The organism is Shewanella basaltis (genome assembly GCF_023283885.1).
GTDB classification, from domain to species: domain Bacteria; phylum Pseudomonadota; class Gammaproteobacteria; order Enterobacterales; family Shewanellaceae; genus Shewanella; species Shewanella basaltis.
Genome location: NZ_JAKILA010000006.1, coordinates 174,892 through 188,900 on the forward strand (window position 1 = coordinate 174,892; position 14,009 = coordinate 188,900).

10 protein-coding genes and 2 pseudogenes are annotated in these 14,009 nt (G+C 44.7%); 5 read left to right on the forward strand and 7 right to left on the reverse strand.

Translation table 11 applies throughout. The annotated features are described in order from the left end of the window. Positions 1-134: 134 nt before the first annotated feature. Positions 135-683 (reverse strand): cupin domain-containing protein, encoded by a 549-nt coding sequence (locus L2703_RS06945; protein WP_248970388.1) that lies wholly within the window; start codon positions 681-683, stop codon positions 135-137. A 230-nt stretch (positions 684-913) separates the two neighbouring features. On the opposite strand from L2703_RS06945, the gene L2703_RS06950 reads away from it, so the two are divergent. Then, a complete protein-coding gene (locus L2703_RS06950; protein ID WP_248970389.1) occupies positions 914-2,221 on the forward strand; it encodes an NAD(P)/FAD-dependent oxidoreductase in 1,308 nt (435 codons plus the stop codon). Positions 2,222-2,730: 509 nt separating this feature from the next. Here L2703_RS06950 and L2703_RS06955 read toward each other — a convergent pair. The 6 genes and pseudogenes from L2703_RS06955 to L2703_RS06980 all read right to left on the reverse strand — a co-directional run bounded on the left by L2703_RS06955 (position 2,731) and on the right by L2703_RS06980 (position 9,367). Continuing rightward, a complete protein-coding gene (locus tag L2703_RS06955) occupies positions 2,731-4,440 on the reverse strand; it encodes an amidase (RefSeq protein ID WP_248970390.1) in 1,710 nt (569 codons plus the stop codon). Between the two features lie 78 nt (positions 4,441-4,518). After that, complete coding sequence (gene aguA, locus L2703_RS06960; protein WP_248970391.1) at positions 4,519-5,631, reverse strand: agmatine deiminase; 1,113 nt, start codon at positions 5,629-5,631, stop codon at positions 4,519-4,521. 491 nt (positions 5,632-6,122) lie between these two features. Continuing rightward, a pseudogene (locus L2703_RS06965) lies at positions 6,123-6,338 on the reverse strand (hypothetical protein). A gap of 86 nt (positions 6,339-6,424) precedes the next feature. After that, entirely contained in the window at positions 6,425-7,258 is an 834-nt protein-coding gene (locus L2703_RS06970) for a sulfurtransferase (protein WP_248970392.1), read from the reverse strand. A 43-nt stretch (positions 7,259-7,301) separates the two neighbouring features. Then, positions 7,302-7,718, reverse strand: coding sequence for a VanZ family protein (locus L2703_RS06975; RefSeq protein WP_248970393.1), 417 nt, complete (start codon positions 7,716-7,718; stop codon positions 7,302-7,304). A 152-nt stretch (positions 7,719-7,870) separates the two neighbouring features. After that, positions 7,871-9,367 (reverse strand): aldehyde dehydrogenase, encoded by a 1,497-nt coding sequence (locus tag L2703_RS06980; protein ID WP_248970394.1) that lies wholly within the window; start codon positions 9,365-9,367, stop codon positions 7,871-7,873. Between the two features lie 375 nt (positions 9,368-9,742). Between L2703_RS06980 and aptA the strand changes: the two genes are divergently transcribed. The 4 genes and pseudogenes from aptA (at position 9,743) to L2703_RS07000 (ending at position 13,850) form a co-directional block, all read left to right on the forward strand. After that, positions 9,743-11,095: an omega-aminotransferase AptA gene (gene aptA / locus L2703_RS06985; protein WP_248970395.1), complete on the forward strand. Its 1,353-nt coding sequence runs from the start codon at positions 9,743-9,745 to the stop codon at positions 11,093-11,095. Positions 11,096-11,121: 26 nt separating this feature from the next. After that, the gene (locus L2703_RS06990; RefSeq protein ID WP_248970396.1) at positions 11,122-12,621 is read left to right on the forward strand and encodes a CoA-acylating methylmalonate-semialdehyde dehydrogenase; all 1,500 of its coding nucleotides are present in this window, start codon (positions 11,122-11,124) and stop codon (positions 12,619-12,621) included. Between the two features lie 9 nt (positions 12,622-12,630). Beyond that, positions 12,631-12,999, forward strand: coding sequence for a cupin domain-containing protein (locus L2703_RS06995; protein WP_248970397.1), 369 nt, complete (start codon positions 12,631-12,633; stop codon positions 12,997-12,999). Between the two features lie 130 nt (positions 13,000-13,129). Continuing rightward, positions 13,130-13,850, forward strand: a pseudogene (locus L2703_RS07000) (TorF family putative porin). Positions 13,851-14,009 lie beyond the last annotated feature (159 nt).

Here is a 14,009-nt window from a genome sequence, read left to right on the forward strand (position 1 = left end):
TATGGCAAAGCAAGAAAATAACCAACACCGCGAACGTTTATCCGCTAGCATATAGGGGGAACAATCAATAATGAAAACAAGGTAACAGGGATAACCGCACTCAAATAGGCAATTATCCCGTCGACACTGATGGGTTAAAAATCTGCTGGCGTGGTCGCACTCACTAAACGGCAAGGTTCATCAAATGGATTTCGAAAACGATGTGGTTGCTGACTGTTAAAATAGTAGCTGTCACCTTTTTCTAACACAAAAACCTCTTCACCCACGGTGACTTCAAGTTTACCTTCAACAATGATCCCGCCTTCTTCCCCTTCATGCTGCAACATATCAGGGCCAGTATCAGCATTAACAGGGTAAGTTTCGCTCATTAGCGACATTGCACGATTAGGGTAATCTCGTCCAATTAACTTATACACTAAGTCACCCGTGCCGATATCAAGCAATTCATTGGCACGATAAACCACTTTTTGATCGCCTATGGCGCCATCGTCAATTGAGAAAAAATCCACTAGTGACATTGGGATCCCAGCCAACACTTTTTTTAATGAACTAACAGATGGACTTACACTGTTTTTTTCAATCATTGAAATTGTGCTGTTGGTCACGCCTGCACGCTTAGCCAGCTCACGCTGCGATAAACCTTTCAACTTACGTACAGCTTTTAGGCTTGCACCAATGTCCAAATTCGTTCTCCTAGATTGGGTTGCTAAAAACACAGCATAAGTGTTGTAGATTATTAACACTTATACAACACTCAGTATCAATTAATCACGTTAGTGGATATAAATCAAAGGAATTGTATTTTACACTAAATACGTGTTAAATAAAATGCACACCTAGTGCCTGTTTTATACTTAATCGCTATTCATTTTTACGTTATTGACCACTATAAAATCAATAACATGGAGTCTTTATGCCTGCAAAATCCCCTATCCATAGCCAACACTACCCAGACTCCTTTTACCTAGCTACTGCTAACGATTTATTTGAACACCCAAGATTAACAGAAAACATCAACGCAGATGTGTGCATTATTGGCGGTGGATTTAGTGGCATTAATACCGCAATAGAACTCAGACAGCGCGGTTACTCAGTGGTGTTACTAGAAGCGAAACGTATTGGTTGGGGCGCCTCGGGCCGCAATGGCGGCGAGCTCATTCGCGGTATTGGCCATGATGCAAGCCAATTTAAAAATGAAATCGGTGAGCAAGGGGTTAACGCTATTGAGCAAATGGGGTTCGAAGCTGTTGACATTGTGATTGAGCGTATTAACGAACACCATATTGATTGCGATTTACACATGGGCTACTGCGATCTAGCGGTAAAACCAAGGCATATGGATGACCTAGCCGAAGAGTTTCACGAGCTTCAACGTCAAGGCTACCAAAAACCAATCAAACTGCTTGATCGAAGCCAAATTGGTGAGGTTATCGGCTCAGACTTTTATCAAGGTGCACTTGTCGATATGGGCAGTGGCCATTTACACCCTCTTAACTTAGCGTTAGGCGAAGCCAGAGTCGCTCGAGAACTGGGCGCACAATTATTTGAATACAGCCCAGCCGAAAAAATTGTTAAAGGCGATAAACCCAAAGTGATAACCGCACAAGGGCAAGTCACCTGTGATTATATTGTTATTGCTGGCAACGGTTATATTGGTCATTCATTAAGCCCCTACTTAGGCGGAAAGGTCTTACCCACAGGCACTTACTTACTGGCTACTGAACCTTTAACCCCACAACAATGCGCCAGTATTATCCCGCAAAATATGGCTTTTGCAGACATGCGGGTAGCCCTAGATTATTTTCACTTATCTGCCGATCGCCGTCTGTTATTTGGTGGTTTATGCACCTATTCGGGTAAAGATCCTAAAGACATAGAGGCTGCTTTAAGACCCAATCTTGAAAAAGTCTTCCCGCAGCTAAAAGGCATTAGAATTGATTATGAATGGGGCGGCATGATGGGCATAGGCGCTAACCGCATGCCGCAAATTGGCCGCCTACCTGATGCTGCCAACATCTACTTTGCCCAGGCCTATGCTGGCCATGGGGTTAACGCCACCCACATGGCAGCAAGACTCATTGCAGAAGCCATTAGTCAGCAATCACAACGCATTGATGTATTTAATGACATTAAACACATGACCTTTCCAGGCGGGCCAATGTTTAGATCGCCCTTGCTAGCCGCAGGCATGCTATATCACAGAATGAAAGATTTACTCTAGGTTGGCAAAATTGATTTACCTCAACGCTGGTAAAGAGATGAATAAATCAAATTGGCATGAAATTTTTATTTATCTCGCTCAGTTACGCTAATTTTTATACCAATCAGGATAAATAAACGATCAGAGATTGCGTAGAAAAATGGCTTAGAACAAAGCAGAAATTGCAGCGAGCTGGTTGTTGTACCTGCAACATTTGTAACGAAGTGATAAACGATTTTACCATTTTAGTAATGATTGGATTACATAAAAAAATGGGACTGGCTTAAACAAGCCAATCCCATTTTTTGTATTAATAATCAGCTTACTGACTAGGGCCTGCTGCTCTTTGCTGGCTGAACCTTGTTTAAGCTATAAGGTGTTAATCAAAGAGTAATATTTTAGCCAAACCTTACGGGCAGCGTTTGTTGACCATTTTTACGGCGTTATTGACTGCTTATTTAGCATCACTGCATCAACGTTTCTGCCGTATTAGTCATGGCCATCCATTCGCTGCAAAACAACCTTAAAGATTAATTTCCCCTAAGTGCTGGTGTACGTGGAGGAATAGCGCGTTTGCTACCCGTGGCCTCAAATGCACCGGCAAACTTAAGTAAGTTGTTATCGTCATAAGCACGTCCAGCAAAGGTTAGTCCGACAGGCATGCCAATATCGGCCATCACTCCCATAGGTACTGTGACTGTTGGTACGCCTAAGTGGCGAATAGCAAGGTTACCGTTAGCAACCCAAATACCATTGCTCCATGCAATATCAGCAGAAGCAGGATTAACATGCGCATCTGCAGGGCCTACATCTGCTACAGTTGGGAACAACACAGCATCAAGCTTAAGCTCGTCCATCCAGTCTTCTAAATCTAACTTGCGTGTTTTTTCCAAACCACGCAGTCCGTCCGGTACGCTATCGATTTGGTTATACGATTTAAGCCCTCTTTTGGCCATGTTGACGTACTCATCCATGCCAGCAGCAAGGTCACCCTCACGGTTTGGCAGGGTGCCTAAGTCATGAGGGAATATCAGATGGCCATTTACATCAGCAAGTTTGTTCAATTTGGGGTCGTTGTTAGCACGCAAAAACTCATCGAAAGCCCAACCCGATAAAGCCCATAGCTCATCTTCAAGAAACTCTGGGCTCACGATGCCACGATTAAAAACCGTTGGTGCGCCGGGACGATCACCTTCACAGTTAGACACCAAAGGAAAATCAACCTCAATGACCTGTGCGCCAGCACTCTCTAATGCGCTGCGTGCTGCTTCCCATAAATCAATGACCGACGAGCGAGTATGAATTCGTTGCCCGGTCGGGCCACCAATACCGGGGTTTTCACTGGTGCCAGCCAATTCATCTTTATTAATGTACATGCGCGGCACACCAAAACGTTTCCCCTTTAGCATATCGGTACTGGCAGCAAGCTCTAAGTAAGATGCTGGGCGCACTGTTGATGCTTTAGGGATCTCAACCCAAGGTTGCAGGCGCCATAAATCACCTCGAGTAATAGGGTCGTCTGCCACAATAATATCAAGTACTTCGAGCATGTCTGCCATAGTACGAGTGTAAGGCACCACAACATCCATCGTTGGCGTTAATGGCCAATTACCCCGCACAGATATCACCCCGCGTGATGGAGTATAAGCACATAGGCCGTTGTTTGACGCTGGCCCACGTCCGCTTGACCAGGTCTCTTCAGCAAGACCAAACGCAGAATAACTTGCAGCGGTTCCGGTGCCGGCGCCATTAGACGATCCTGAAGCAAACGGAGCGGTTAGGTAATTAGCATTGTATGGGCTTTCTGCACGGCCATAGTGACCACGCTGCATACCACCATTTGCCATAGGTGGCATATTGGTTTTACCCAAACAAATAGCCCCCGCAGCACGCAAACGCTCTACAGCAAAGGCATCATATTGCGCCACTAGGTCTTTAAACGCCGGGCTACCAGAGGCTGCAGTAAGTCCTTTAACTAAATAACTGTCTTTAGCCGTATATGGAATACCATCTAGTGGGCTGAGGGTTTCACCTTTTGCTCGGCGGGCGTCTGAAGCCTCAGCTTCTTTAATGGCATCAGGATTACGAACCACCAGTGCATTAAGCTTGGTTTCGGTTGCTGGGCCATCGTAGGCATCGACCCTAGCAAAATAAGACTTCACTAACTCAACTGCCGTGGTGCGACCGGATTGCAAGGCCTCACGTAACTGGGCAATAGAAACTTCAGTGACTTCAAACATATTACGACCTCTCCTTGAAAGCCAATTGTGATAAAACAACAGTGACGTGATGAGTCATCGCGCTCTCCTTGGGTTTACTTATTTTCCAGAGGGAATTTGTTGAGTAATACAATGAATATTGCCGCCACCTAATAAAATTTCACGAGCCGGTACGCCTACAATGTCATATTCTGGGAAAATTTCTTGTAATTTTTGCGCAGCAATATCATCTGTTGCGGGGTCAAGTAACGGAAAAACAATACGGTTATTGGTAATTAAAAAGTTTGCATATGAGCCTGCTAAACGCTCGCCGGCGGTGCGAGGTACACCCGTCCCCTGCTCAACACCTTGCGCTTCTTCTGCTGTGCAATACAATGGGCCAGGCTGTGGCAATAAATGAATTTTTAATTTACGCCCCTTAGCATCGACAGTATTTTGTAATATCTCTAATGCGGCTTTTGAACGAGCATATTGCGGATCGTTTTGGTCATCAGTCCAGTGTAAAATCACTTCACCTGGGCGAGCAAAACAGCACATATTATCAATATGTCCGTCGGTCTCATCCATGTATACCCCATCTGGTAACCAAATAAACTGCTGTACATTGAGATATTGCGACAATAATGCTTCTATCTGCTCACGACTAAGATCAGGATTGCGGTTACTGTTAAGTAAGCATTCTGCCGTCGTCATACAGGTGCCTTCACCATCAACATGAATAGAGCCACCTTCAAGGATAAGTGGTGCTTGGTAACGTGCAAAACCATGCTGTTTAAGCATTTGCTCGGCAACTAGCTCATCTTTGTCCCATGGGAAGTACAACCCACCATTATGGCCACCCCAAGCATTAAAACCCCAATCAACACCACGGCATTCACCTTTATCATTAACCACAACCGTTGGTCCGGTATCGCGGGCCCAACAATCGTTGCTGTCAATCTCAACCAAGGTAACGTGAGCAGGCATCACGGCTTTCGCTTCGGTCAAAAAGGCTTTGGGAACGCCCATATACACAGGTGTTACAGCACCTATAGCGTCGGCTACTTTAGCAAACGTTGCTTGAGCATATGCCCCTGCAGAACGCCAGTTATCTGGACGATATGGCCAAAGCATCCACACAGCTTGCTGCTCTGCCCATTCGCCAGGCATGCTAAAACCATCGTTTAATGGCTTAGTCGTTAACTGCGTGGCATCCATAGTCACGTTTGTCATGAGTTTTGTCTCCAGTAATGCTTAAAAACTATAAGGCTGTGCGCCATCGCATGGGCGCAAAATTGAAATACAACAAACATTAATCAACTGAATAAATCGAATGACTGCAATCATCACACGGATAATTAGGCCAATTGCCACGTTTCACTGGGTGAGTTTATCGTCGTTGAAATAGTATTGTATACCCAAACAACCTCAAGGTGCGTGTTCAGCAAGAATTGATTGGCTTTTAGGCGCGGCGCTGATTAGATACATAGTTGTTCTACGTTGATAATCAGCAACAAAGTATAAAAGCCAATCAAACTCGCCCATGGGAGCCACTCATTACGTCAACTTTCGCCTTGACCTGAACGTAATAAGGGGCTCTGAACTGTGCATCTTGAGGTTGCTTAGGTATATATCTTATCATTTAAGACTGCCTGCACTAAATAGTAGTTTGCACACATTCATAAATCACAACGGGAGAGAAAAGCGCCTGTTAAGGTTGCACGTCAGCAACATACAACCCTGAGGTCTGTTGATCTTTCAAGGTTATTTTTGCAGCGAATTGTTGGTCTTTTATACAAGGCAGAGACTTTGAAGTGTAGTTATTCTACATAAAAAGTCGATAACGCAGTAAAAATGACCAACAAACGCTGCCCACAGGGTTCGGCTAAAAACGTTTTACTCTTTGTTGAATAGATTTTGCTTAGGTGGCTAGGCTTCAATCCATTCGCCTCGATTAAAACGTTTTTAACTCGAACAAAATTCAACCAGCAAAGATCAACAGACCCTAGGCTCTGCAGTACTGTCATTATTCGATAGGCAGCGCCGCATCACCGCCCCACACGGCCCAAGAACCATCATATAAAGCGGCTTGATGATGACCAGTAACATACGAGGCCAAAATTAAAATGCAGGCCGTAATACCAGAACCACAGCTAAACACACGGGTAGCATTGTTGTTGGTGTCAAGGTTTGCAAAAAGCGTATGCAACGCTTTGGTTGGTTTCATTTTAAAACCATCGAGTACTTGGGCAAAAGGCAGGTTTAACGATCCGGGAATATGGCCACTGCGCATACCGACACGCGGCTCAGGAGATGTGCCATTAAAACGTCCGGCTGCGCGGGCATCAATAATATCTACATTCGCATGGCCAAGGTGAGTTAATACAAACTCGGTGTCACATACCCTGTGTGGTAACAATCGCCCTTTTATGTCACCAGGTTGAGTTGGGCTAGCAAATTGGCGCACAGTATCTTTACCTTCAAGTTGCCACTGAGGTAAGCCACCGTCGAGTACAAACACGTTTTCAAAACCCATGGCTTTAAATGTCCACCAAGCTCGTGGAGCCGAATAAATCCCTTGATCATCGTAAATCACCACTGTGCTGTTATGGGTGATACCAAGGATTTTCGCCGCCTCAGTAAATTGCTCCGGCGTTGGCATAGCATGAGTTTGCGGGCAATGATGGTCAAATAACAACTTATCGATTTGGCAAGAAATAGCACCAGGGATGACATATAACTCATCGTATAGCAGGGGTTCTTTACCCAGTACCACTTCGATGCTGGCATCGAGTATAACAAGGTCTGGATCGTTAAGGTGTAACGCCAGCCAGTCTGTAGTCACTAAAGGAGAATTCACATTAAACCTCACTATGTATATTGTTAATCTAATGGAGATGAGTTCATGCGCTTTGTTGCCGCAGTTTATCAATATAACGCTGAGTTAAACCGCTTAAATAACTGAATAAGGTAATACCAATAGCATCGGCCATTAAGTCGATGATGTCTAAGGTTCTTGACGGAATAAAGCCTTGGCTGATTTCCTCAATCAACACAAAGGTTGACACTAGCACAGCTCCGTAATAAAGCGGAATACGTCCAAGTGTAAAGTGTCGATTCTGTAACGCTAAATTGGCCACAAAGGTTAATAATCCAAACAACAGCATATGGCCAACTTTATCGCCGTAAGGAATGTGGCGGACTAAATCAAATAATATGCTTTGAGCCCCCGTATTGGCTAAATAAATGACCCATAAAATAAAACAGAAAAAAACCGCAGCTACAACGAGTGATAACCGAGAGAAGGTATTGTGGGTCATTTAACTTTATCCATTTGTTACGGTAATTTTTAACGACATAATCGACTTGGCAGTCTACGCAAAAATATTTAAAAGAAGGGTTAATAAAAAGCCCTCTATTGCTAAAGGGCTATTGCTAAAGAGCTTTGTTTACATCACAGGCAGAATGATGACTATAATGCAATCCAAGTGGCTTTAAGTTCAGTGTATTTATCAAACGCATGTAATGACTTATCACGGCCATTACCCGACTGCTTGTACCCACCGAAAGGCGCTGTCATGTCACCGCCATCGTAATGATTAATCCACACCATGCCGCTGCGTAACGCTTTAGCGGTTTTATGTGCCTTACTTAAGTTTGACGTCCAAACCCCTGCGGCTAAACCATAGATGGTATCATTAGCAATGCTAATCGCCTGTTCCATACCATCAAATTCGATAACCGATAATACTGGGCCAAAAATTTCTTCACTGGCAATACGCATGCTATTGTTAACATTGCTAAAAATGGTTGGCTGAACGTACATACCGCCCGTTTCTGACATAACCTGTTTACCGCCGTCAACCAAGGTCGCACCTTGCTCGCTTCCCGATTGAATATAGTTAAGTACATTGGTTAACTGTTGTTGATCAACCATCGCCCCACAGGTTGTTTTAGGGTCAAGTGGATGACCTGGTTGCCAACCTTTTAACTCTTCAATGATCAGTTTTATTAACTCATCTTTAACGCCCGACTCAACTAATAAACGCGATCCCGCGGTGCACACTTCACCTTGGTTAAAGGCAATCGCTACGGCAGCGGCTTCTGCAGCGGCTTTTAAGTCTGGTGCATCATTAAACACGATATTAGGGCTTTTACCGCCCGCTTCTAACCACACGCGTTTCATGTTTGATTCACCTGCGTAAATCATTAATTGTTTTGCAATTTTAGTCGACCCGGTAAACACCAAAGTATCGACATCCATATGCAAAGCCAACGCTTTACCCACAGTATGACCAAAACCAGGTAACACATTTAACACCCCAGCAGGGATCCCCGCCTCTAGCGCTAACTGCGCCATGCGTATGGCGGTTAATGGCGACTTTTCAGAAGGTTTTAAAATCACACTATTACCGGTCGCAAGCGATGGCCCAAGCTTCCAACAGGCCATAATCATTGGGAAATTCCACGGCACAATCGCGGCCACAACCCCCACAGCTTCGCGGGTGATCATGCCAATTTCATTGTGTGCTGTAGGTGCAATTTCATCGTAAATTTTATCAATCGCTTCACCCGACCAACGAATGGCACGTGCAGCACCAACCACATCGACGCCTTTTGAATGCTGAATAGGCTTACCCATATCGAGGGTTTCAAGTAATGCAAGCTCATCGGCATTGGCTTCTAGCAGATCAGCAAATTTGATCATTACTTGTTTGCGCTTAACAGGAGGTAAATTGGCCCAAGTACCTGCTTCAAATACCTCGCGCGCATTAGCCACCGCCATATTGGCATCCGCTAAATCACAACTGGCAACTTTGGCAAGCACTCGGCCATCAATCGGACTGATACAATCAAAAGTGTCACCCGACACGGCCCCCTGATACTGGCCATTAATAAAAGCATTACCATTAATTTGTAGGCTTGCTGCTAGTGCTTCCCAATCGCTACGACTTGCAGGAGTACTCATTGTGACCTCGACATAAAATATAGATTGATAAGCACCGCACAATGTGATGCCAAACAAGGATTTTTTGTGTTGCTCTTAACCCGGCCGAACAACCCAATAACGTTAATGAATATTGTCACCTGATTATGCTTAACAGCAAGATATTTTCAATATATTTTACAAAATTAGCCAATTTAGTTTAAATAAATGCACAAGCCTCTTTAATGTTCATTATTTTTGACATAGCATAGCAAATATTCATCACTCATTATTTAACCAGTAAGCGATGAATAGCAAAGAGTCTGTTGACCTCGACTGATAGCGTTTTCTCAGTGAAAACCATCTTGAACGTTCAACAGTACTCAACAATTGTAGCGACCACTTAAGAGTCAAAATATGAGCGAATATCAGCAAAATGGAATAGGCGATTCAGCGCAAACATGGCCAAATATGGCGCATTTTTGGATGCCATTTACCGCCAACAAGCAATTTAAAGCCAATCCAAGGTTGTTAGTGTCGGCCCAAGGGATGTATTACACCGACATTGATGGCAATGAAGTACTCGATGCCACAGCCGGATTATGGTGTTGTAACGCGGGCCATGGCAGAGCAGAGATTTCTGCAGCAGTCAGTAAACAAATAAGCCAGATGGACTATGCACCCTCATTTCAAATGGGGCACCCTCTCGCTTTCGAGCTCGCTCATAAACTCAGTCAACTTAGCCCAGATGGATTAGACCATGTGTTTTTTACTAATTCGGGGTCAGAGTCGGTTGATACCGCCCTAAAAATGGCGCTTTGTTATCATCGTGCTAATGGGCAAACCAGTCGCACACGCTTTATTGGCCGCGAGTTAGGCTACCACGGTGTCGGTTTTGGTGGTATTTCGGTTGGCGGTATTAGCAATAATCGCAAAACCTTTAGCCAACAATTACTGCCAGGAGTTGATCACCTGCCTCACACACTCGACATTGCCAACAATGCCTTTAGTTATGGCCTGCCGCCATACGGTGTAGACAAGGCCGAAGTGCTTGAGCAACTGATTACCCTACACGGCGCAGAAAACATCGCCGCCGTTATCGTTGAGCCTATGTCGGGTTCGGCTGGGGTCATTTTACCGCCACAGGGTTACCTTAAACGCTTACGCGAAATCACCCAAAAACACGGTATTTTATTAATATTTGACGAGGTCATCACTGGCTTTGGCCGCGTTGGAGCGGCATTTGCCAGTGAACGTTGGCAAGTGACACCCGATATCATCACCACGGCCAAAGCCATTAACAATGGCACCATCCCCATGGGGGCGGTATTTGTCAGCAATAGCATACACGACACTTGTATGAATGGCCCACAAGCATTAATTGAGTTTTTCCATGGTTACACTTATTCAGGCCACCCCGTTGCCGCCGCATCAGCATTAGCTACGTTATCAATTTATGAAAACGAACAATTATTCGAACGAGCTAAACATCTTGAAGATTATTTTCAACAAGCCGTACATAGCCTTAAAGGCTTACCCAACATCATTGATATTCGTAATACAGGGCTTGTTGCCGGGATTCAATTTGCACCAAGTGATAAAGGTGTAGGTAAACGGGGCTATGACATATTCGACCATTGTTTCAGACACGGTACATTAGTGCGCGCCACGGCAGACATCATTGCGCTATCGCCGCCATTAATTGTCGAAAAATCACACATAGATGACATGGTAAATCGCCTTGCTGATGCCATTCACGCTGCAGGATAACCCATTTAACAATAAGGACAGAGTTCATGCTTAACATCAGCCATTATGTCAATGGGCAGATCACCCAAGAAAGCCAACGTACACAAACCATTTACGACCCAGCCACCGGTCAAGCCCGAGGTCAAGTGTCATTAGCCAGTCAAGACGAAGTAGCAAATGCCATTGCTGCCGCCAAAACCGCATTTGCAACCTGGTCACAAGTCACCCCTCTAAATCGCGCCAGAGTATTATTTAAATTTAAAGCGTTAGTGGAGCAACATACCGACAAACTGGCAGAACTGATTACCTTAGAACATGGCAAAGTGCTTGATGATGCTAAAGGCGAAATTACTCGCGGGCTTGAAGTGGTTGAATTTGCCTGTGGTATTGCGCACTTATTAAAAGGCGAACATACCCAGCAAGTCGGAAGTGGTGTTGACGCATGGTCGGTTAATCAAGCTTTAGGTGTTGTGGCCGGTATTGCGCCATTTAACTTCCCTGTAATGGTGCCAATGTGGATGTTCCCGATTGCCATTGCCTGTGGCAACACCTTTATAATGAAACCGTCTGAAAAAGACCCTAGCTCGGTCATGTTTATTGCTGAGTTACTCAAACAAGCTGGTTTACCCGATGGAGTATTTAACGTCATAAACGGCGATAAAGAAGCCGTTGATGCCCTGCTCACTCATCCTGATATTAAAGCCGTCAGCTTTGTTGGCTCAACCCCGATTGCGGAATATATCTACACCACAGCGTCTGCTCACGGTAAACGGGTACAAGCATTGGGCGGAGCTAAAAATCACATGCTATTAATGCCCGATGCTGATTTAGATCAAGCTGTTAATGCACTAATGGGAGCTGCATATGGTAGTGCAGGTGAACGTTGTATGGCGATCTCTGTGGTGTTGGCAGTGGGTGATGTGGGCGACAAATTGGTCGATAAATTATTGCCACAAATTAGCGCATTAAAAGTCGGCAGTGGCATCACCCCAGAAATGGACATGGGGCCGCTGATCTCAGCGCAGCATTTAGCCAAAGTGCGCGACTACGTTGAAGCAGGTATTAACGAAGGGGCTAAATTGGTAGTCGATGGTCGCGATATTAGCATTAGCGATCACCAGCAAGGTTACTTTTTAGGTGCCTGCTTGTTTGATCATGTCACACCACAAATGAGCATTTACCAACAAGAAATATTTGGCCCAGTACTGGCCATTGTGCGAGTTGACAATTATGCCGACGCATTAGCACTCATCAATCAACATGAGTTTGGTAACGGCACGGCCATTTTTACTCAAAATGGCCAAGTCGCACGTCATTTTTGCCACCACGTTGAAGTGGGTATGGTCGGCATAAACGTGCCAATCCCTGTGCCGATGGCCTTTCATAGCTTTGGTGGTTGGAAGCGTTCATTATTTGGTCCACTGCACATGCATGGCCCTGATGGCGTGCGTTTTTATACCAAACGCAAAGCCATCACCGCTCGTTGGCCACAAGCTACGCTCGACACAAACGAACCATCGGCATTCATTATGCCAACCATGAAATAAGGCAACGGTATGAGTAAACACATTAGCGATATTACATTGTTTAGCAGTCATTCTCCCCACGTTGAGTCTTATCACTTAGCGGATGAAAAGAAGATTAGCGGCAACCCGTTGCAATCAGTGCAGAATTATTTCGAAAGCCCGTGCAAGCAATTCAACGTTGGGGTTTGGCAAAGTGAAGCTGGCCAATGGCAAGTGAACTACAGCGAATATGAGTATTGCGACATTCTCGAAGGCAGCAGTATTATCACCGACAGTAATGGCCACAGCTTAACGGTCAATGTAGGCGACAAATTTGTTATTCCTGCTGGCTTTATTGGCACATGGGAAGTCGTCAATCACTGTAAAAAAATCTACGTTATGTTTGAACAACAAGCTTAAACAAACATAACGATTAACCGCCATGCGGTACAGGCAAAACCTATCGGTTTTGCTTCTGATAAGTGGCATACGCAGTGACTGGATATTGCAATAACTAGTCACTGCATTTTAGGTAAATGGAGATAATATCGTGTCAAACACATTCAAAAAAACGCGAATTGCACTGTTAAGCGGATTAACTATCAGCTACCCTACTGGCTCCGTTAGCGACTGCCGAAGTCTCTGGCGCAGTAAGTGTAACTAATGATTACCGCTTTCGTGGTGTATCACAAACCGCTGGCGACCCAGCACTGCAAGCCAACATTGATTGGAGCCATGAAAGTGGCTTTTTTGTGGGTGCTTGGGGCAGCAATGTTGATTTTGACGAACCAGGCTACAATGGTCCAGATGTCGAAATAGACTTGTACGCTGGCTATTATGGCGAAATTAACGATAACACCAGTTACGACATAACACTTTATCGCTATAACTACCCTGGCGATAGCGAATTAGACTATTTAGAAGTCAGTGCTGGGGTTGACTTTAACGGGTTTAGAGCTGCCTACTGGTATACCAATGACTATGGCGGAAGCGATCTTGACCTGCACTACACAGAGTTAAACTACAGCTGGGAATTTACAGACGACTGGAGTTTAGATCTCCATTACGGTTATAACTTTGGTGATGCCATTGACGATGGCGAAGGCTTTGACAGTTATTCGGATTACTCAATTGGCGTATCGACTGAGGTATCAGGCTTTGGTATTTCTGTCGCTTATCTAGACACAGATATCGATGGGGATTATGAAGTAAACTCTGGATTATATAAAAACTCAGGTACTTTATTGGCCAGTGTGAGCTATGCATTTTAAGCGCAAAAACGCATCACAGAACAAGCCTGTTTTGGTATTATACCATTGCGCGTTAGCAAGTGATCTCTCAGCGAGAATTTAAAAGGGCTTAAACAAGGCGAATGACTGAATGAATAGTTATTCTCTTTCGAAGTCATGCAACGCAGTATAAGCCCTTTT